The following is a 19943-nucleotide window of genomic DNA, read 5'->3' on the forward strand; positions in this document are numbered from 1 at the left end:
GCAGGCCATCGCGGCCCCGACACTTGGACGCAGTGACAGGAAGTACAACATGATCAAAGACAACCCCGGTCTGATCGCGGCGATCCGCGATCGTTTTGCCCATGTGGATAGCTGCCCGTTTCAGGGCGAGCGTGTTTTCTTTGAAAACGCAGGCGGCGCGCTGACGCTGAAGAAGGTGGCCGAGACCTCGGCTTTCTATGCGGCGATCCCGGACAATCCGGGGCGGATCAATCCGGCGGGGCAGGGCACCCAAAATGTGATCAACAAGGCCAAGGCCGATCTGGGCGTGTTCATGAACGCCTCATCGGGCCAGTTCTTTGCCGGGGAAAGCGGGACTGAGTTGCTGTTCCGGCTGATCCGCACGGCCTGTCTGGTTGCGCCGAAAGGGGCGAAGGTGATCGGGTCCTCAATCGAACACCCGGCGACCCGCAGTGCTGCGCGTCGCTGGGCTTGGATTGCCGGGCTGGACTACGTGAACGTGCAGCATGACGACGAAACCGGGCTGGTCACGGCTGAGGATTATGCCGCGCGGATGACTCCGGACGTGGCGGTGGCGACAATCCTGCATGCCTCACCCGTGACGGGGATGGGCATGGATGTGGCCGCGATCTCAGCCGCGATCCGGGCTGTCTCACCCGACTGTCTGATCATCGTTGATGGTATTCAGCACGCGGCACACGGGCAGTTGGATCTGGATGCCTACAACGTCGATGGCTATGCGATCTCACCTTACAAAGTGTTCTCGCGCCACGGCTATGGCATCGCATGGATTTCCGACAAGCTGAGCGCGCTGCCCCATGACATGCTGATCGATGCGCCGGCAACAGGGTGGGAGTTCGGAACCCGCGACACCGGGTCCTACGCCACCATGTCCGACGTGATCGACTATTTCATCTGGCTGGGCGGCGAGGTGTCCGACGAAACCGATCCGCGCAAACGGATCGAGGCTGCGGGTCGCGCCATTCACGGCTACGAGACGCATCTGACGAACGCGATGATCAACGGGGTCGGAAACCTGCCGGGGCTGCGGGATATGGACCACATTCGCATTCTGGCCGGGGCGGACAACGCTGCGCGTGAGGGGTTGGTGTCGATTGTGGTGGATGGCATCCCGTCGGAACAGGTGGTCGAAACGCTCAATCAGCAGGGTATCCGCACCCATACCCGCAAGGCAGATCATTACTCGGGCAATGTGCTGACGCCGCTGGGACTGTCGGATTGCATCCGCATTTCGCTGTGCCACTACAATACCGAGCAGGAGGTGGCGCAGTTGCTGACTGCCGTGAAGGACATGACCGCCTGAACAAAAAAGCCCGGCCAGAAGGCCGGGCTTTTGGTTTGATCGGATCGCGGCTTTAGAAGTGGACCGATTTCGTTCCGGCGGGCGCTTGCACCGGCGGGGCGAATTTGGTCAGGTCGATGCCTTCGACAGCCGCCTTGTATTCGTCCAGTGTCGGGGTCCGGCCAAGGATGGCGGACAGTACGACAACCGGAGTCGAGCCCAACAACGACTCACCCTTCTTGTCGGGCGCATCCGCCACGACGCGGCCCTGGAACAGGCGGGTCGAGGTGGCCAGAACCGTGTCACCTTTGGCCGCTTTCTCCTGGTTGCCCATGCAGAGGTTACAACCCGGACGTTCGAGGTACAGGATATTCTCGTACTCGGTGCGCGCCTGGGTTTTGGGGAACAGATCGTCGAATTCAAATCCTGAATAGCGTTGGAGAATCTCCCAGTCGCCTTCCTCTTTCAACTCGTCGATGATGTTGTAGGTCGGTGCGGCCACAACCAGCGGCGCGTTGAATTCAACTTTCCCCGAGGCTTTTTCGAGGTTGCGCAGCATCTGCGCCACGATCTTCATGTCGCCCTTGTGCACCATGCACGAGCCGACAAAACCCAGATCCACATGCTTTTCAGCATTGTAGTACGAGATCGGGCGGATCGTGTCGTGGGTGTAGCGCTTGGAAACATCGGCGTTGTTGACATCCGGGTCGGCGATCATCGGCTCGACGATCTGGTCCAGATCGACGACAACTTCGGCGAAGTATTTCGCATTGTCATCGGGGCGCAGGGCAGGCTTTTCACCCGACCTGATCTGAGCAATGCGCGCATCGGCGATGTTGACCAGCTTTTGCAGCATGCCGTTTTCATGCTCCATGCCTTTTTCGATCATGATCTGAATGCGCGACTTGGCCAGTTCCAGCGAGCCGATCAGCGTCTCATCATCCGAGATACAGACCGAGGCTTTGGCCTTCATCTCGGCGGTCCAGTCGGTGAAGGTAAAGGCCTGATCCGCCAGCAGCGTGCCGATATGCACTTCGATCACACGGCCTTGGAAGACGTTGTCGCCATGCTGTTCCAGCATCTGCGCTTGGGTTGCGTGAACCACGTCGCGGAAATCCATGTGCTCGGCCATTTGGCCCTTGAAGGTCACTTTGACCGATTCCGGGATCGGCATTGAGGCTTCACCGGTGGCCAGCGCCAGCGCCACTGTGCCCGAGTCCGCGCCGAAGGCGACGCCTTTGGACATACGGGTGTGGCTGTCGCCGCCGATAATGACCGACCAGTCATCCACGGTGATGTCGTTCAGCACCTTGTGGATCACGTCGGTCATCGAATGATAGACGCCTTTCGGGTCACGCCCGGTGACGAGGCCGAAATCATTCATGAACTTCATCAGACGTGGCGTGTTGGCCTGTGCCTTGGCGTCCCAGACCGATGCGGTGTGACAGCCCGACTGATAGGCACCATCGACGCTGGGGGCCACGACGGTTGCGGCCATCGCCTCAAGTTCCTGCATGGTCATCAGACCGGTGGTGTCCTGAGAACCCACGATGTTGACCTTGACCCGCACATCCGATCCGGCATGCAGGGTCTTGCCCGGCGTGGCGCCCACGGCGTTTTTGTTGAAGATCTTCTCAACCGCGGTCAGGCCCTGACCCTCGTGGCTGATTTCCTTGGACAGGGCGAAGACCAAGGGTGCTTCGACGCCCAGTGTCTCGGCTGCAAATGTCTGCAGTTTCTTGCCGAAGACAATGGCGTATGAACCGCCCGCCTTCATGAATTCCATCTTTTGTGGTGTGAAGGACGACGAGACGTCGACCAGTTCGTCACCATCCTCACTCAGCAGCTTGTGGCTTTTGGTGTCGATTTTCAGAACCGTACCGGTCGCAACCGAATATTTCTGTTCCAGAACCGGGTTGCCGTCGTTGTTGAGGATGGCGTTGCCGTCCTCGTCCACCTTCTTGACCCAGTTTTTCAGGTCGATCCCGATGCCGCCGGTGACGCCAACGGTGGTCAAAAAGATCGGCGAGATGCCATTGGTGCCCGCCACGATCGGGGCGAAGTTGACGAAGGGCACGTAGGGGCTGGCCTGCTTGCCAGTCCACAGCGCCACGTTGTTGACGCCAGACATGCGGGACGAGCCCACGCCCATGGTGCCTTTCTCGGCAATCAGCATCACGCGCGCGTCGGGGTGCTGGAGTTTCAGCGCCTCGATCTCTTGCTGCGCCTTCTCGGAAATCAGGCATTTGCCGTGCAATTCCCGGTCAGCTCGCGAATGCGCCTGATTGCCCGGCGACAGCAGGTCGGTCGAGATATCGCCTTCGGCAGCGACATAGGTGACGACCTTGATCTCTTCGTCGATGTCGGGAAGCTTGGTGAAGAACTCGGCCTTGGCATAGCTTTCCAGGATGTCCTTCGCGACCGGGTTGCCAGCCTCGAACGCGGCTTTCAGACGGTCGGTGTCGGCATCATACAGGAAGACTTGTGTTTTCAGCACCTCAGCCGCTTTGCCAGCGATCGAGGTGTCCTGACCCAGGGCCAGATCCAGCAGAACCTTGACCGAGGGGCCGCCTTTCATGTGCGACAACAGCTCGAACGCAAAATCCTGCGAAATCTCCTCGACGGCGGCTTCGCCCAAAATGATCTCTTTCAGAAAGCCTGCCTTTTCACCGGCGGCGCTGGTTGTGCCCGGCAGGGTATTGTAGATGAAATAGTGCAGCGAATCCGCGCGATATTCGTTCTGCGGATCGCGGATCTGATCAATGATTTCTTTCGTCAAAGCCCCATCATCGATGGGTTTGGGGCTGAGGCCCTGTTCTTTGCGGGTTTCGATTTCGGCAAGATAATCTGTATAAAGGCTCATGGCGTTTTCCGACGGTTTGGGCGAGAGCGCGAGGTGCGTTTGGCACCTGGCCATTTAGTTTGTATGCCGCGGTATACGAAATGCCAGCCGGTTGCAAGCACAACTCCTGTGGCGCGTTGTCTCTGCCCTGAAATCAGCGGATGATCGAAATCCAGACATCGCCAACGCGGAACCGGCTGTTCATGCCCAGACGCGTCGGTTTTTCCGGCCTGATCTGCCGTCCACCGATGAATGTTCCGTTCGACGAGCCCAGATCGCGCAGGTAGAGCTGATTGCCCTTGGCGATCTGGATCACGCAATGCTGCCCGGACGCCTTCTTGCTACGCTCCAGCGAAAGATCGGCCCAACCGGAATCGCGCCCGATCTTGATCTGATGGGTGGATGCGATTCCCGGCACATCGCGGAAGACGATGGATTTGCCCTGATCCGGGCCGGACGAAACCGCCAGACGCCACATCTTGATCGGGCGCGGCGCCATGGGGCTGAACCATCGCACCTCGGCGGCCCGGTCATAGCGCGCGGCCGAGTTCGGGTTCAGGCCAGTCAGGCCAAGGGTCATGATCTTTTTCATCGCCCGCGACGACCGGCGCATTGCCGAAACCGGCTTGCCGCTTTTGTCACGCATGTTCAGGCGCATGACAAACCGACCGATGGTTGCGCCGCTCAGGATGCCTTCGCAGATCAGCCAGTAGATCAGCACCAGCGCCAGAAACAGGCCAATCGGCAGGGCAAGGCCCGCCTGATGCAACCGAAGCTCTTGCCGCAGTACGGGTTCAAGCGTGGCGACGACAAAACCCAGGAACATGAAATCCAGCAGGGCCGCCGCGCTAAGCAGGCGCGCGGCGTTCTTGTCGTCCAAAGGTCCGCCGATCATCATTATCGTGTCCCCAGCAATGTCAGAACCAGAAACAGGGCCGCGCCGATTGAAAACAACAGCAGCGCGTCACAACGCAACCTCAGCGTATGTCTGCCCCCGGCGTTGGAACTGCGAAAATGGAAACCCGCCACCCAAAGCGCCAGACCCATGCCCGCGACGGTGAACAGCAGGGTTTCGGACAGGATCTGCTGTCTGAGCGATACCGCCAGCCACTCGGCCGCGCCGACGATCATTCCGCCCCACAGAATGGCCACGACATAGGCCGCGAAGCTGAGGGATTCATTGTTGGACCGGCTTAGCCACGCGACCAGAGCGCCCAGCCCCCAGCCCAGTGCCGCCGCAATCAGAATCAGCAGCGTCATGCGAACTGGCAACGAGAGGCTGGCGACTTCAACATTAAAGACCACACTGGTGGTATTGTTCGCGAAATTCGAGCTAATGCCCAAAAGCGCAAACAGCGCGCCAATTCCTGCGGCAATGTGTCCGGCAAATGCAAAAATCTCGTTTGCCAGATTCATCTTGTCCCGAATACCAAGGGGTATTTTCATCTTTAAACTCTACCTATGAACGAATCTTCGAAAGTGTTTGGTCGAAAGTGTCCCGAATCAGTATCCTGTAATCACAAGACATTCGCGAATCGTTGATTGAAAATAAAAAACATGTGAGTTCATAATCAACTACGAAGAAAAATTTGTATTACGGAGTAACGAGATGCGTACAGCCGCAGTGTCCCTTTTTGCTGCTATTTCCCTTTTTATTTCAGCCTGCACCGAAGAGACGATCCAATCCGCGTCATCATCGTCGGTGGCCGGCAAGACCCAGCAGGAAAAGCAACTTGAAAAGCAAGTCCGCAGCCTGGATCAGGTCTCGAAGGACATCATCGTGAACAACACGGTTCAGGGTGCCGTTGCGGGTGCCATTGTCGGCTGCGGACTTGGACTGCTGCTGGGTGGTGACGCCGGTGATTGCGCTGCGGGTGCCGCCGCAGGGGGGTTGATCGGCGGTGTTGGCGGCAATCAGGTCGGCAAGCAGGCCGCAGCCAAAAACGTCGAGATTGTAAACAGTAAGGCGGTTCTGGCCAATCTGTCGAATGTCAGCAAACAGCTGAACTCGGTCGAAGCGAACCTGCGTTCGGTTCTGGCCTCGCAGAACGCAGAACTGAAGTCGCTGCGTCGTCAGCTGGATGGCGGGCAATTGTCGCAATCCGCGTATAACCAGCGGGTCAAGGCGATCAAGTCCAACCGTCAGGTGGTCTCGACCGAGCTCAAGCGCAGCGAACAGAATATGGACAACACCATTTCCGAACTTCGGACGGCCTCAAGCAAAGGTCAGCCCGGTCTGGGCGGTGCGACCAATGCGGCGGTCAGCAATAAAAACCGTCTGGCCCGGACCCGCGCATCCATTAATCTGCTTTAATTTCCTTTGACCCGCGCCTGTCTTTCAGGCGCGGGTTTTCCAATAGTAAGTGTGGTAAAATGACGTGTGATCTTTTCCGTTTCTCAAAACCAGTAGCTTTTGTTTCCTTGATTGCGATTGCCGGTTGTACCGGATCGACCGATCCGACAACGGCCACATTGTTCGACAATATCGCAAACCTGAATTCGGGCGAATATGACCGCCAGATCGCCAATAACAAGGCGCAGGCGGATGCCATTATTGCGCAAAACCGGGCAGCCGAGCAGCGCAACGCGCAATTGGCCGCACAACGGGATGCCAACAGTTCCGAAATCGCGTCGCTGCGCCAGCAGATTGCCGAAGTGAAGGCGCAAGGTGCGCAGGCGCGTGCGGCCTCGGCCTCGGACCCGGTGAAGCTGCAGCAGGTGCAGGCGCTGGATAACCAGCTGAGCGCGGTCGAGCGTGACGTGAACAGTGGCGCAAGTGCGTCGGTCGTGTCGTCCGAACTGAACCGGATCAAGGCGGCCTATCGCGCGTTGTCGATTTAATACCAATCACGTCAGGTCGGCGCTTGTCGACGCATGCGACGACCGGGACGTCTTGCCTGAGGGGGGTCTTGGGATCGTGACCTACGGATTTTCACGCAGATTTCTGGCGCTTGCCGCCGCTTTGGTCATTTCGGGCGCAGCCCACGCGCAAGAGGGGAAGACCCGCGCACCAGCCACCGGGCTGGCCATTTTGGATTGCGCCCCGGAAGCCCCCGCGCCCGAGGACAGTTGCCTTGTGCGCGTCCCGTCCGGCAATGAACGCGGCGGGATGAGCTTTCGGTCACTGGGCGATGCACAGGCCGATTTCGAGTTCGTCAAATCTGTGGACGATCTGCCCGGTAATCTGACGCTGTCGGCCACGATGGTTCTGATCGACCTGTCGGTGGGCGACGGCAGTGGCCGCCTGCGCAGCTGGAACCGCGAACGCGAGTTGATCTCGCGCGTTGTCAGCAACCTGCCGGCGGATGAGAAAGTGGCGATCTATGGGTTTGGCAACGACATTGTCGAACTGTCGCCCTTTTCGACCAGCCGCGCCCGCGCCGAGGATGTGATCGAAGACCTTGAGATCAAGGAACAGAACACCCGCCTTGTCGCCAACGCCACCCGCGCCATCGAATTGCTGAGGCAGCAGGACGATGTGCTGCTGAAAAACCTGATCCTGATCACCGACGGCGATGAGGAAGGTCTGGCCACGGTCGAAGAGATCTCGGAAGCGGCTGAGCGTGAGGGTGTATCGGTCTCGGCCCTTGGCATGTTCTGGCGGGCGCAGGGCAATGCGCGCACAACGCGCGGCATCGATGTTCTGAAACGCCTGACCGACCCGCAAAACGGGTTGATGGAAGAGGTGTTCCTGCAGAACCAATCCGATGCGACCTCGGTCGTGGCGGATTTCATCCGGTCTTATGGCAACGCGGTCAAAGGCTCGGGCCTGATCGTTCCCGTTGGCGATCCCGCGCCTGCGCGGATCACCATCGACATGATCCAACCGGTTGTGGGCCAGCCTGGACAGACGGAAACCAAAAGCTACTCGGCCGAATTCCAGCCCGTGGTCGATCCCACGCCGACGCCGGATCCAGTGGTCGACCCGGTTGAAGAGGATCTGATTTTCGGCCTGCCGGCGCTGTATGTGTATATCGGGGCCGGGGTTCTGTTGCTGTTGCTGATCCTGTTGATCGTGCTGCTGACCCGGCGCGGATCGGGCGATGACGGCGATGATCTGGAAGCGGGAGAGTTCGACGATGGCGACATCACCGGCATGCGCCCGCCGCAGGATGACGCGCGCACCGTCGCCACCGCTCCGCCACCGATTGCCTATCTGGTGCGGGTCGATAACGGGCATCGGTTTCCGGTGCCGTCTGGCCGCTCGACCCTTGGGCGCAGCAGTACGAACGGCGTGGTGATCCCGGATGGCGGTATCTCGCGGGTGCATGCAGAGCTCAGCGGCTCACCCGATGGGCGGTTCACGCTCAGCGATCTGGACAGCCTGAACGGGACGCTGGTCAACGAACGCAAGATCAAAGGCGCACAAAGAGTGAATGTGGGTGACACGTTGGGCCTTGGGTCCGTTCGCCTGAAACTGGTCCGGGCATAACCCAGCGGCCAAACACACAGGAAAGGTGAAGAACATGGGCAACGACAACAAGACAAGCTGGCTGTTCGACAAGGACGAAGAAGACCTGAACGACGATCTGGATTTCGGCTCGGATGACGGATTTACCGAAAGCATTTCTCCGTCGGATGACGAGGCGACGCATGCTATGCCAAGCGGGTCGTCCTTCAGCGAAGCGCCGACGGAATATGTCGAGGATGACAAGACGCAGATCTATCACGGCGGCATGTCCAAAAACTTCTCGGACAAGGCCGAATTCGACCCGATGGTGGATCCGATCACCGGCTGGCTGGTCGTGGTCAAGGGACCGGGGCTGGGGCAATCGGTCAATCTGGGCTCGGGCATGAACACGCTGGGCCGCGACGGTGGCGAGCGTGTATCTTTGGATTTCGGCGACAAGATGATTTCCGGCAATGATCACCTTCGGATCATTTTCGACGATGCCAACCGGGTGTTTTTTGCCGCCCCCGGCACGGGCCGCAATATCAGCCGGATCAATGGTCAGATCGTGGCGACGACCATGCCACTGGAAAACTACGCGTTGATCGAACTGTCCAAGCAGACGCATGTGCGGTTCGTCGCCTTCTGTAACGAGGATTTTGACTGGTCGGAACTGGCCGAAAGCTCTGACGACTGATCCAGATGACAATCATCAGCGGCAAACAGAGCCTGGGCCAGCGCGACAATCAGGAGGACGCGTTCGATCTTGTCTATCAGAACGAGCGTGATCCCAAGTCCGACATCCTGATGCTGGTCGCCGATGGGATGGGCGGCCATGCCGGGGGTGAGGTTGCATCCAACCTGGCCCTGTCGGCGTTCAAAAAGCACTTTGTCGGGGGCTCGGACGCGCCGCGCCCGCGCGACCGGTTGCAAGAGTCGCTGACGGCGGCAAACGAGGCCCTGCGCCAGCGTATCGCCACGCAGCCCGACCTTAAGGGGATGGGCTGTACCTTGGTGGCGGCGCTCAAGCTGGGGGACCGGCTGATCTGGGTGTCGGTGGGCGACAGCAGCCTGTTCCTGCTGCGGGACGGGCGGCTGAAAAAGCTGAACGCGGATCATTCGCTTTATGGTGAATTGCTGCAGATGGTGGCGGCCGGAAAACTGTCGCAGGAAGAGGCCGACAGCCATCCGCGCCGCAACGCGCTGCGCTCGGCCCTGATGGGCGACCGGATTTCGCTGACGGATGTCAACGCGATCAGCCTGAAACCGGGGGATGTGGTTCTGTCCTGCTCGGACGGGCTGGATACCCTGTCACAGGCCGAGATTCGCGAAATCCTTCAGAATGGCAAAAGCCGCGATATGCGCGGTGTTGCATCCGATCTGCTGAACGCGGTCGAGGCGAAGGGAAAGCCGAAGCAGGACAACACCACGGTTGTCGTCTACGCCCATGTTCAGGACGGCATGAGCAGCCTTTTGCGAGGTAGCCAATGGGCGTTCCACAATTCGGACAGGAATAACAAATCCCTGAAATACGCGGCGATTGGACTGGGGGCGCTGGCCGTTGTCGCAACGGCAGGGGCGTTGATTTTCAGCCAGGGCGGCGAACCCGAGGTCACGCAGGAGGAAGAGCCCGCGCCAACCCCGCCCGTGCAGCAGGAAGAACGGCGAATCGGTGACAGTTCGGTCGACGAAGATCCGGCAGTGTCAGACCCGGACGGCGATGGTCAGCCGCTGACGGAACCCGAGCCGGAGGGTCAGGAGGACCCGGATACAGGGCCCGCGACACGCTCGCCGGATGAAGCCGAGCCCGAAGCACCGGCCCCGGAAGCGCCGCAAGAGTCGGAAACCCCGCAAGTGGAAGAGGAACCAGCATCCGAACCCGTCCCGAACGAGGACGCGGCAGAGGATGGTGAACCCCTTGGTGAAGGAAGGTAGACCCAACAGTGTCCGTGCATCTGCCAAAGGGAGAAACCTTTGCCGGTTACGTTCTTGGCGACGTGCTGGGGCAGGGGGGGTTTGGCATCACCTACCGCTCGCGCAATCGCGAAACCGGCGAGCGGTTCGCGATCAAAGAGTACTTTCCGGCGGATTATGCGGATCGCGGCCCCAACAATGCGGTGTCGCCCACATCCGAGGGGCGGCAGCTGTTTCACATGGGGCTGGAAGCCTTCCTGCAAGAGGCCAACCTGCTGCGCGATCTGCCCCAGCAGCAGGGCCTGATGCGGGTACGCGCGGCGTTTCGCAAGCACGGCACGGCCTATTGCGTGATGGAATATATCCACGGCGATCCGCTGGACCGAATGATGGCGCGCATGATCGACGCGCGGGGGTCGGTGCCGCAGGACCTGGTGATGACCTTCCTGAGATCGATGCTGGGCGCGTTGGACGCGGTGCATGAGGTTGGCGTGGTGCACCGGGATATGAAGCCCGCGAATGTCATGATCCGCAAAGACGGTCAGCCGATCCTGATCGACTTTGGCGCGGCGCGGTTGATGGGGAAATCCAGCGGGTTGGCCTCGATGTTCACACGGAAATATGCGGCGATTGAGCAATTCCCCGCGGAAAAGACCGGTCTGGCCGGAGGCGTTCATGAAGGCCCGTGGAGCGACCTGTTCGCCTTGTCCGTGATCCTGTACGAGATGGTCTCGCAAAGCCTGCCGCCCAATGCCGAAGAGCGTTGGAAAGAAATGCGGGCCAGCGGGCGGGACCCTTATGTCCCGGTGCGTCAGAACCTGAAACGCAACCGCGTTCAGGCGCAATATGACGACGCGCTGCTGAATGCCATCGACATGGGCTGTAAGCTGCTGCCACGGGATCGCATCCGCACAGCCCGCGACTATGCGCGCGTTGTTGGTATCGACCTGCACGCGCCCCAAGCAGCCCCGCGCAATTCCGCGCCCGAACCGCGCAAAAAGGGGACCAACCGCCCAACGCCGAAACCCCGAAAACGGGGTGGATCGCGGGCGGCGTCGGTACTGGTCTTGCTGTTGATCCTGGTCGTGGCTGCGGCCGTCATTGCATATGGAATCCTGATGTGAGTGTCGTGAAAGTTATCCGTTCCCTTGGCTTCGCTGCCGCCTGTTTGATCGCCATGGCTTGCGCGGCACCTGCCCAGATCGTCCCGGAAATTGTTGCCGAGGCCGATAAGGCGATGGGGCGGACCCTGGTGGACCGGGGCGGTGGCCGGGGTGGTACCGGATCGGGCTTTGTTCTGTCGGAACTGCCCGAAGGCAACGGGTATTACTATATCACCAACCATCACGTCATTGATGGCGGCCAGTATATTCAGGTCGGGTTCAAACAGGGTGATCGGGTATTCTTTTACGACGCGCAGGTGCTGCATGCCTCGCGCGAGTTGGACTTGGCGGTTTTGCGGATCGTCCCGCAGGAAAACGGCGGGCATCGGCCCGGCATCCTGTCGCTGCGCGAAGGCAAGGCGCTGAAGGGCGAACAGGTTGCCGCCATCGGCTATCCGGGATCGTCAGATCAGATCAACGCGGGCGGCGATATGCTGCCGTTTCTGGAACCAACTCTGACCCAAGGCGCGATCAGCAAGGTGGCACCGGGATCGTTTAACGAAACCGGCCGGACGCTGGAGATTGTGCAGCACACCGCATCGGTCAATCCGGGCAATTCGGGCGGGCCGCTGATCGACTATTGCGGTTCGGTTCTGGGCATCAACACGGTGATCTCAGTCTGGAGCTCGGATGGCGTTACACCCACGAACAACACGTTCTGGGCCTCGTCCGCGAACCCCATTGCCGGGTTTTTGCGGGATACGGGTATCCCGTTCACGTCCCATCAACAGGAATGCGATCCGGAAAACCCGGAAATGGTGAACCCCGCCGGGGGTGACAACAGCCTGCTGATCATTCTGGCGGTTCTTTGCGGGGCCGGGGCCCTGGTGATCGGCGGGATCTACTATGTTGCGTCGCAAAACAAGGGCGATGACGGGTCAAAATCCTTGCGTGGCGGGGGTGTTAAATCCTCGGGCCGGGCGATTCTGGCTGTCAGCATGGACGGGCAATCGGCCAAATTCAGCGCGTCGCAGTTGCAATCCGGCGTCACCATCGGGCGGGCCAGTGAAAACACGCTGACCATTACCGATCGCAACCTAAGCCGGCGTCATGCCAGCCTGTCCTTGCAGGGGCGCAAGATGATGCTGACCGATCTGGGCTCGTCCAACGGCACCAAGGTCGATGGCCGGCGTCTGAAGTCGAATGAACCGGTGCAGATCAACACCAAGTCCAAGGTTGAACTCGGGGGGGTAGCGCTTGTCCTCAGACGTCCCTGATACGGTTCTGTCGATCCGCAACCTTGGGATCGAACGTGCGCCCGGTTTCTTCGTGGTGATCGAAGAGTTGGAGCTGAACGCGGGCGAAACCATCGTTCTGGACGCGGTTAGCGGTGCGGGCAAAAGCACCGCGCTTGGGCTGATTGCCGGGGCGTTGCCTCTGACCGACCTGCCGGACAGGCGGCATGTGATTGACGGGGTTCAGGTCACGCCCGACACCCCAAGGGCCGCGTTTGCCGGGCCGGACAAGCTGGGCTTTGTGCTGCAAACCAATACTCTGGTGCCGTATCTCAGCTTGCAGGAAAACATCGAACTGCCGGTGCGTGTTGCCGGGCAGGTACCGGATGCCGAATGGCAGGATCACCTGATCCGCGCCATGGGGCTGCGGGATCTGACCACGCGCAAGCCGGGTCAGTTGTCCGTGGGCCAACGCCAACGCGCCTCGGTCGCCCGGGCGTTGCTGGGGCAACCTGCGCTGCTGTTGCTGGATGAGCCTGTCTCGGCCCTTGATCCCGCCAATGTGGCCGAGGTCGAAGGGTTGATTGTGCATCTGGCGGCCGAGGCCGGATCGGCGGTGGTTCTGGCCAGCCATCAGGCGCAAACCGGTGAATTTGCGGACACCCCCCGCGCCGATCACCGCATATTGGATCATCAGGGGCAGTCCTACTCGATCTTCTCAACCGCAGGCCGCGCGGCGGCGAGGGTGGCGTGATGGTGCGGATACCGACCCTATTGGCCTTGCGCGAATTGCGCCATGACTGGCAATCGGCTTTGTGTTTCGTGGCCGCTTTGGCAGGCGTATTGGGCCCGCTGCTGATCATTCTGGCCCTGAAAAACGGGATCATCGGCACCATGGTGGGCCGGTTGATCGAGGATCCGTCGAACCGCGAAATTCTGGCCATCGGGGCCGAACAGCACGACGCGGCTTTCTTCGCGGCCTTAGGCGCGCGGCAGGATGTGGGGTTCATTGTGCCTGCCACCCGTTCGATCAACACATCGGCCAATGCGGTGCGGCATGAAGCACAGCGCAAGTTGGAGCGCGCGGTGCCGCTGATCCCCTCAGCCGCTGGCGATCCGCTGATCGACGGCGAAGCGGTTGCGCCGGGGCGTGTATGGATCTCAGACAAGCTGGCGCAGGATCTGTCGGTATCGGCGGGCGATACGCTGGACATGATCATCGGGCGCGAGGTGGACGGCCAGCGCGAAAACGCGCGCCGCGATCTGCAGGTCATCGGCGTGCTGCCGCCCGAGATCTGGCCCCGCCCGGCCATCTTTCTGTCGCTGCCCGATCTTCTGGCGGTCGAGCGGTTCCGGGACGATCTGACCTCGACCCCCGCGAACTGGACGGACCCTGTGGCCGAGCCCAAGACCTATGCCAGTTTCCGCCTTTATGCGCGCTCGCTTGAGGATATCGGAACCCTGTCCGCGCATCTGTCCGAGATGGGGCTGCAATCGCGCCCACGGGCCGAAAACGCGGCCCTGTTGCTGTCCTTCCGGCGCAACCTGAACATTCTGTTCACCGCGATTGCGGCGCTGGCGATGTTTGGCTTCTGGGCGGCGATGTCGGCCAATCTGCGCGGCATGGTCGAGCGGCAGCGGGTGATCTTCAGCCTGTTTTCCATGCTGACCATGCCCGACCGGCAACGCTGTGTGATCCCGGTGGTGCAAAGCCTGACGCTGGTGCTGGGCGGTGTGATTGCCACGCTGATCATCATCCTGCCCTTCCTGCTGGCCATCAACGCAACGTTTGAAACCGCCCCGGGTGAATCCGTGGCGCGCCTTTATGTGGGAAACATTCTGGCGACGCTGGTTCTGGGGGCCGTGACAGCGGTGACCGCAGCGGTCTGGGCGGTGTTTGCCGTGCGCAATGTCGAACCTCAGGAGGTGTTGACCCATGCCTAAACTGACCCGCCTTGCCCTGGCCCCGCTGATCGGTCTGCTGACCTTCTCCGCAACCGCACAGGCGCAGGACATCACATGGCGCGAGAAATACTATAACCCGCAGCCTGCGGATGGAGACCTGTCCCTGCCCATGCCCTGCGGCGGGGCCATGACCTTTCGCAAGGTGGCGACGCCCAATACCGATGGTGTGATCGGCGATGTTTCGGTCGTGTTGGGACAGGAAGGCAGCGATCAGCCCTATCTGAACGGTCTGCGCCGGGCCTTTGTCTCGGGCGCGTTTGCCGATCCCGAAGGCGCGGCCAAGGGCTATTTCTACATGGCCAAGTATGAGTTGGCACAGGCGCAATGGGATGTGGTTATGGAAGGCTGCCCCGACAAGGAACCCCGCCGCCGAGGCTTTGTTCCGGCGGTTGGGCAGACCAAGCTGGACTATCAGCGCTTTGCCGAAGCCTACACCCTGTGGCTGATGGAAAACGCGCCGGACTCGCTGCCCAGAGTGGGTGATACCCGCGCCTACCTGCGCCTGCCGACCGAGGAAGAGTGGGAGTATTCCGCCCGTGGAGGTCTGGAAGTCGATCAGGCCCTGTTCCGGGCGCCTTTGCCGCCTGTGCCCGAAGGCACGCCACAGGATGAGTACATTGCCCATGGTGGCACAGCCTCGGCGGGGGGGAAATTGCAGGTCGTGGGCTCTCTGCGCCCCAATCCGCTGGGTCTGCACGACATGCTGGGAAATGCGTCCGAGATTGTGGGGGACCCGTTTGCGCTGGTGCGTCACGGGCGTTTGCATGGTCACGCGGGTGGTTTCGTGAAGCGCGGTGGCGATGCGCGGACGCCTTTGTCTGACATCACATCCTCGACCCGGTTCGAGGTGCCGCCTTTTGACATCCTGTCCAACACCGCCTCGGCGGACCGGTTCACCGGCACGCGGCTGGTGTTGCAGGGTCTGGCGATTACCTCGGCCGATCAGGATCAGGCGCTGAAAGACGGGCTGGACCAGTTGGCGCGCCCCGATGAAGGACTGGCGGTCGCCGCCAGCGAGCAAGAGGCGATGGACCTTCTGGATGAGATCTCGGCGGAAACCCTGTCGGACCGCACCAAGACGCAGCTAGCTGTGATCAAGGACACGCTGAACCGGGGCCGGGTCGAGCGCAACGCGCAACGGGATCAGTCTATTCGCCTGATCCTGACCTCGGGCGTGCTGGTCTGCGGGCAGGGCATCCGGCGCTATCTGAACGCGCTGATTTCATCCCTGACCATTGCGCCGGAACTGGACGCGCTGGAGGCTGAGGCGCGCCAAAGCGGCGATCAGGCTTTCCTTGATGAAGTTCTGGCCGCCAAGGAAGACGCCGCCGCCAAACTGGCCGAGCTGGAGGCCAAGGCCAAGGCGGATATCGTCGAATACGCCAACCTGATCGAGGGTCTGGTCGATCAGTACTCGCCCGTTCTGCTGCGCAAACAGATCGATTTCATCTACCCCACCGAGGCCGAGCGTGGCCGCGAACGGGCGACCTGTCTGGCGATGGTGCAGGATCACATCGGTGCCCGCACTGTGGCGGGTTATTCGGATTTGGATCAGATCGCAGATGATTTTCAGGCTGTGGCCCTGGGCTTTGTCGAAGAATGAATTGGAAAGGTTGAAGAATGCGGGATGTATTGAACAAATCGCTCGAAGTGCTGGTCTGGATTACCACCGGCATATCCATTGTCTTTTTCTGTTTTATCGCGGTGAACATGCTGCGCCTGTCGCCTTTGGGGCCGGATACAACGACGATCATTGCGGCGTTTCTGACCGTTGTGTTCGGGATCACATCCTCGCTGGTGTTCGCGGGCATCTGCTTTCAGATCATGGATATCCGCACCTTTAGCAAACACAGCGCCATCAGCCTGAAAAACCGGAGGTAAGGACGACCATGGAACATTCGGTACTTGGCCTGAAACCCGGCAGCGTTCTGCAGGACACCTACGAGATCAAGTCCCTGCTGGGCGAAGGCGGCATGGGGGCCACCTTTCGCGGGTTGAACAGGGCCAGCGGGCATGAGGTGGCGATCAAGGTCATGACGCCCAGCTTTGCCAAAAACAAAAAAGCGGTCGACCTGTTCCGGCGTGAGGCGAACCTGCTGCGCACCGTGCGCAGCGATGCGGTTGTGCGGTTCGAAACCTCGATGCTGGACAAGGATGGCCGTCTGTTTCTGGTGATGGAGTTTGTGCCGGGCCACCCCCTTGCACACTACCTGAAGAAGGGTGCGCGGTTGTCCTCGGACGATGTTCTGAAACTGGGTTTGCGCCTGTCGCAGGGGCTTGAGGCCATTCACAAGCTGGGCATCGTGCATCGTGACGTGGCCCCGGACAACGTCATGATCTCGCACGAGGATATCAATCAGGCCAAGTTCATTGATTTCGGCCTCGCCTCGGACAGTGTGGGCACGGACAAGTCGATTATCGGCGACAGTTTTGCCGGCAAGCTTCGCTATTGCGCGCCCGAGCAATTGGGCCTGTTTGGCAATGAGGTCTCAGCCGCCACCGATGCCTATGCGCTGGGGCTGGTCCTGATGCGGACATCGGGGCTGAAACTGCCGGGTGAAGGTAAGGGGTTTGCTGCTGTCGAAGATCGCAAGACGGACGTAAAGATCACCGATCCCAAGGTCGAGCCGGGCCTGAAATGGGCGTTGGAGCAGTTGCTGAAAGCCAACCCCAAGGACCGCCCCACCGATTTGCCCGGCCTGTTCCGCAAGGCGCTGAGTGGCGGGGCCAAGAAATCCGCATCGGCTGGTGCGGCACCTGAAAAACAACCCGCCGCAACCCCCGAGGCGTCGGGCAGCAGCAAACTGCCCCTTATTGCGGCTGCTGTTGTTGGATTGGCCGTGATCGCGGGCGGCGCGTGGTATGTTCTGAACGGCGCAGGTGGCCCCTCGGCTGAAGTCAACGAATCTGTGGGCATCGCTCAGGATGCGGTTGCTGCCGACAACCCTCTGACCGCGGCCCGAGACCTATTGGCCGCGGGCGGGTCACAGAATCTGGATGCCGCGCTTGGGGCGTTGATCGCGATCAGCAATGATCAGGAACTGCCGCAGCAGGACAGGGCTGACGCCAATATCCTGATCGCCGAGATGTACGATCCCAAGACCCATAGCACAGTGACTTCACCCTTCCCGCGCCCCGACCCTTCTGCGGCGCGGCGCTATTATCAGCGTGCGGCTGATCTGGGCTCGGACCCTGCACGCGACGCCCTGAACCGCTTGGGCGAGTGAGGAGACGGATATGATGTTGAAACGGATAGCCCTTCTTGCAACTGCCTTGATGCTGGCCGGGCCGGTGCTGGCGCAATCGAAATCGCCGTTGCCGATCGAGGGCAAAACCAGCCTGTTCCAAAGGGTGCTGATCCGCGAACGCATCGACGCGCGGGTTGAACCTGATAGTGAAGAAACGGCCACCGCCCTGTCGCCTTTGCAGGTGTTCTTTGTTTACGAACGGGACGGCGATTGGATGCAGATTGGCGCGACCGATCAGGGTGACGATCTGATGTGGGTGCCGCAGACGGCGACAGTTGACTGGAACCAGAACATCGTCGCGACGCTGGAAGGCAGCGACAATGTGGGGCGGGTTCTGTTCTTCAACGACATCGATCCGATCTACGACATCATCGAAAGCGAAAATCCAGCCGGGTTGGCCAAGGATGCCCGGGATGAGGCACTGGCGGCGGAACAGGGCGGCACGCCGTCGGAAACCGTGATCGCCCTTGGCCCGCGTGAGACGATTGACCAGCGGCAGAACCTCTATGTCATGCCGATCTTGTCCACCGAAGAGGCGGTGTTCGATATCGGCCCCTTCGTCAATCTGTTGCAGGTTGCCGTGGCCAGCGCCAACGCGCCGAACCTGCCGGACGTGACCAGCCCCGACGCGACGGGTGATCTGAAAACAGCGGTGGTGTTTGTCGTCGATACAACAATTTCGATGGAGCCCTATATCCGCGCCACACGGGATGCGCTGCAGGAAGTATATCGTCAGGCGGCATCCTCGGACGCGGCTAATGCGCTTAGCTTTGGGCTTGTGGGCTATCGCGACAGCCTGCAGGCGGCTCCGGGGCTGGGGTATGACGTCAAAACCTTTGTCGATCTGGAACAGGGCCTGAATGTCGAGAATTTTCTGGCCGGTATCGACCAGATGCAGGAGGCCGAATCCAGCAGCAAGAACTTCCGCGAAGACAGCTATCGTGGCATCGAACATGCGTTGCAGGATATGGACTGGGGTGAGTTCGGCAGCCGGTTTATCGTGCTGGTCACCGATGCCGGGCCTCGTGAGTTCGATGACGAATACTCGTCCACCGGCCTCAGCGCGGAAAGCCTGAACCGGCTGATCCGTGAACGCATTGGCGGGGCCATGGCGGTCATGCACTTGCGGACCGAGCGCGGGGCAAAAGATCACCCCTCGGCCGAGGCAGCCTATAAGCAACTGACCGCTTTCCCGAACTCCGCGCCGTTGTATTTCCCGATCGAAAACGGCGATCCGGCCATCTACAAGGACACCGCCCGTCAGCTGGGACAGTTCGTGGCGCAGCAGGCGTCATCCTATCGGCGTAGCGGTGGCGATGAACTGCTGAACGAGGACGCGATCATCGACGAAAGTGAAGGCGGGCTGTTCAGCGGTCTGAACACCGCCAGCCGCACCATGCAACTGGCTTATCTGGGCCGGACCGAAGGTGCAAAGGCGCCCGATCTGTTCGAGGCTTACGTGGCTGACCGTGATTTTGACCGCACGGGCCTGAAACCGCTGTCGATCCGGCTGCTGATTTCCAAGGCCGATCTGAGCAATCTGGAAGAGGCCCTGCGTATCATCGTGGATCAGGCCGAGCGCAACGTGGTGAACCCGGATCAGTTCTTTACGCAGGTTCTGGGTGTGGCCGCGGATATGAGCCGCCGACCCGATCAGGTGTCGCGCCAGTCCGATCCCAGTCTGGCCGAGGCGGTGGCGCTGGACGAATATCTGGCCGATCTGCCCTACAAATCGCAGATCATGGCGATTACCGAAGATGACTGGGTGCGCCTGCCGATCTCGGAACAGCAGACCATCGTTAACGGTCTATACGACAAGATCGAACGCTATCGCCGCTACAATGAGTCGACGGATCAATGGGTCGATTATCTGGGGGCCGGGCCACAGGCGGGCAATCTGCTTTATCCGATGTTGCTGGACGATCTGCCCTAGGGTCCTGCGACCAGCGTTAGTGTTCCGGGCC

At 60.5% G+C, this 19943-nt stretch carries 17 protein-coding genes; 14 read left to right on the plus strand and 3 right to left on the minus strand.

Annotated features, from left to right (window positions below; genetic code table 11):
• The first annotated feature begins 49 nt into the window (after positions 1 to 49).
• Positions 50 to 1303 (plus strand): aminotransferase class V-fold PLP-dependent enzyme, encoded by a 1254-nt coding sequence (locus tag ACR0AC_RS12195; RefSeq protein ID WP_480781259.1) that lies wholly within the window; start codon positions 50 to 52, stop codon positions 1301 to 1303.
• Between the two features lie 52 nt (positions 1304 to 1355).
• On the opposite strand, the gene ACR0AC_RS12200 is transcribed toward ACR0AC_RS12195, so the two are convergent.
• From ACR0AC_RS12200 to ACR0AC_RS12210, 3 genes are all read right to left on the minus strand, one after another.
• Positions 1356 to 4145, minus strand: a complete 2790-nt coding sequence (locus tag ACR0AC_RS12200; RefSeq protein ID WP_480873673.1) for a bifunctional aconitate hydratase 2/2-methylisocitrate dehydratase — start codon at positions 4143 to 4145, stop codon at positions 1356 to 1358.
• A 133-nt stretch (positions 4146 to 4278) separates the two neighbouring features.
• Complete coding sequence (locus ACR0AC_RS12205) at positions 4279 to 5022, minus strand: FHA domain-containing protein (RefSeq protein ID WP_170453953.1); 744 nt, start codon at positions 5020 to 5022, stop codon at positions 4279 to 4281.
• Complete coding sequence (locus tag ACR0AC_RS12210; protein ID WP_170453951.1) at positions 5022 to 5570, minus strand: sensor histidine kinase family protein; 549 nt, start codon at positions 5568 to 5570, stop codon at positions 5022 to 5024. The genes ACR0AC_RS12205 and ACR0AC_RS12210 overlap by 1 nt, the downstream gene beginning before the upstream one ends.
• A gap of 163 nt (positions 5571 to 5733) precedes the next feature.
• Here ACR0AC_RS12210 and ACR0AC_RS12215 point away from each other — a divergent pair, with 163 nt between their 5' ends.
• The 13 genes from ACR0AC_RS12215 to ACR0AC_RS12275 all read left to right on the plus strand — a co-directional run bounded on the left by ACR0AC_RS12215 (position 5734) and on the right by ACR0AC_RS12275 (position 19912).
• Positions 5734 to 6438, plus strand: coding sequence for a hypothetical protein (locus ACR0AC_RS12215; protein ID WP_170453949.1), 705 nt, complete (start codon positions 5734 to 5736; stop codon positions 6436 to 6438).
• A gap of 59 nt (positions 6439 to 6497) precedes the next feature.
• On the plus strand, positions 6498 to 6965 hold the full coding sequence (locus ACR0AC_RS12220) for a hypothetical protein (protein ID WP_170622254.1): 468 nt from the start codon (positions 6498 to 6500) through the stop codon (positions 6963 to 6965).
• A gap of 76 nt (positions 6966 to 7041) precedes the next feature.
• Positions 7042 to 8556 (plus strand): FHA domain-containing protein, encoded by a 1515-nt coding sequence (locus ACR0AC_RS12225; RefSeq protein ID WP_480873678.1) that lies wholly within the window; start codon positions 7042 to 7044, stop codon positions 8554 to 8556.
• 34 nt (positions 8557 to 8590) lie between these two features.
• Positions 8591 to 9211 carry an FHA domain-containing protein gene (locus tag ACR0AC_RS12230; protein ID WP_170453943.1) on the plus strand — a complete coding sequence of 207 codons (621 nt, stop codon included), beginning with the start codon at positions 8591 to 8593 and terminating at the stop codon, positions 9209 to 9211.
• A 5-nt stretch (positions 9212 to 9216) separates the two neighbouring features.
• Entirely contained in the window at positions 9217 to 10449 is a 1233-nt protein-coding gene (locus tag ACR0AC_RS12235; protein WP_170453941.1) for a protein phosphatase 2C domain-containing protein, read from the plus strand.
• Between the two features lie 8 nt (positions 10450 to 10457).
• A complete protein-coding gene (locus tag ACR0AC_RS12240) occupies positions 10458 to 11552 on the plus strand; it encodes a serine/threonine-protein kinase (protein ID WP_170524696.1) in 1095 nt (364 codons plus the stop codon).
• Between the two features lie 5 nt (positions 11553 to 11557).
• Positions 11558 to 12808, plus strand: coding sequence for a trypsin-like peptidase domain-containing protein (locus ACR0AC_RS12245; protein WP_480873681.1), 1251 nt, complete (start codon positions 11558 to 11560; stop codon positions 12806 to 12808).
• Positions 12789 to 13520, plus strand: a complete 732-nt coding sequence (locus ACR0AC_RS12250) for an ATP-binding cassette domain-containing protein (protein ID WP_480708466.1) — start codon at positions 12789 to 12791, stop codon at positions 13518 to 13520. Before ACR0AC_RS12245 ends, ACR0AC_RS12250 begins: the two co-directional genes overlap by 20 nt.
• The gene (locus tag ACR0AC_RS12255) at positions 13520 to 14710 is read left to right on the plus strand and encodes an ABC transporter permease family protein (protein ID WP_480873685.1); all 1191 of its coding nucleotides are present in this window, start codon (positions 13520 to 13522) and stop codon (positions 14708 to 14710) included. The genes ACR0AC_RS12250 and ACR0AC_RS12255 overlap by 1 nt, the downstream gene beginning before the upstream one ends.
• Positions 14703 to 16334, plus strand: a complete 1632-nt coding sequence (locus tag ACR0AC_RS12260) for a formylglycine-generating enzyme family protein (protein ID WP_480873686.1) — start codon at positions 14703 to 14705, stop codon at positions 16332 to 16334. The genes ACR0AC_RS12255 and ACR0AC_RS12260 overlap by 8 nt, the downstream gene beginning before the upstream one ends.
• 17 nt (positions 16335 to 16351) lie before the next feature.
• The gene (locus tag ACR0AC_RS12265; RefSeq protein ID WP_170453926.1) at positions 16352 to 16612 is read left to right on the plus strand and encodes a hypothetical protein; all 261 of its coding nucleotides are present in this window, start codon (positions 16352 to 16354) and stop codon (positions 16610 to 16612) included.
• A gap of 8 nt (positions 16613 to 16620) precedes the next feature.
• Entirely contained in the window at positions 16621 to 17958 is a 1338-nt protein-coding gene (locus ACR0AC_RS12270; protein WP_480873689.1) for a protein kinase domain-containing protein, read from the plus strand.
• A 10-nt stretch (positions 17959 to 17968) separates the two neighbouring features.
• Complete coding sequence (locus ACR0AC_RS12275; RefSeq protein WP_480873692.1) at positions 17969 to 19912, plus strand: vWA domain-containing protein; 1944 nt, start codon at positions 17969 to 17971, stop codon at positions 19910 to 19912.
• The last annotated feature ends 31 nt before the right edge of the window (positions 19913 to 19943 follow it).

The organism is Ruegeria sp. H7, from assembly GCF_056532945.1.

Excerpts from the sequence above, each read along its gene's own strand:
- ACR0AC_RS12195 (WP_480781259.1), top strand. The coding sequence starts at position 50 with ATGATCAAAGACAACCCCGGTCTGATCGCGGCGATCCGCGATCGTTTT.
- ACR0AC_RS12200 (WP_480873673.1), bottom strand. The coding sequence starts at position 4,145 with ATGAGCCTTTATACAGATTATCTTGCCGAAATCGAAACCCGCAAAGAA.
- ACR0AC_RS12205 (WP_170453953.1), bottom strand. The coding sequence starts at position 5,022 with ATGATGATCGGCGGACCTTTGGACGACAAGAACGCCGCGCGCCTGCTT.
- ACR0AC_RS12210 (WP_170453951.1), bottom strand. The coding sequence starts at position 5,570 with ATGAAAATACCCCTTGGTATTCGGGACAAGATGAATCTGGCAAACGAG.
- ACR0AC_RS12215 (WP_170453949.1), top strand. The coding sequence starts at position 5,734 with ATGCGTACAGCCGCAGTGTCCCTTTTTGCTGCTATTTCCCTTTTTATT.
- ACR0AC_RS12220 (WP_170622254.1), top strand. The coding sequence starts at position 6,498 with ATGACGTGTGATCTTTTCCGTTTCTCAAAACCAGTAGCTTTTGTTTCC.
- ACR0AC_RS12230 (WP_170453943.1), top strand. The coding sequence starts at position 8,591 with ATGGGCAACGACAACAAGACAAGCTGGCTGTTCGACAAGGACGAAGAA.
- ACR0AC_RS12235 (WP_170453941.1), top strand. The coding sequence starts at position 9,217 with ATGACAATCATCAGCGGCAAACAGAGCCTGGGCCAGCGCGACAATCAG.
- ACR0AC_RS12255 (WP_480873685.1), top strand. The coding sequence starts at position 13,520 with ATGGTGCGGATACCGACCCTATTGGCCTTGCGCGAATTGCGCCATGAC.
- ACR0AC_RS12260 (WP_480873686.1), top strand. The coding sequence starts at position 14,703 with ATGCCTAAACTGACCCGCCTTGCCCTGGCCCCGCTGATCGGTCTGCTG.
- ACR0AC_RS12265 (WP_170453926.1), top strand. The coding sequence starts at position 16,352 with ATGCGGGATGTATTGAACAAATCGCTCGAAGTGCTGGTCTGGATTACC.
- ACR0AC_RS12270 (WP_480873689.1), top strand. The coding sequence starts at position 16,621 with ATGGAACATTCGGTACTTGGCCTGAAACCCGGCAGCGTTCTGCAGGAC.
- ACR0AC_RS12275 (WP_480873692.1), top strand. The coding sequence starts at position 17,969 with ATGATGTTGAAACGGATAGCCCTTCTTGCAACTGCCTTGATGCTGGCC.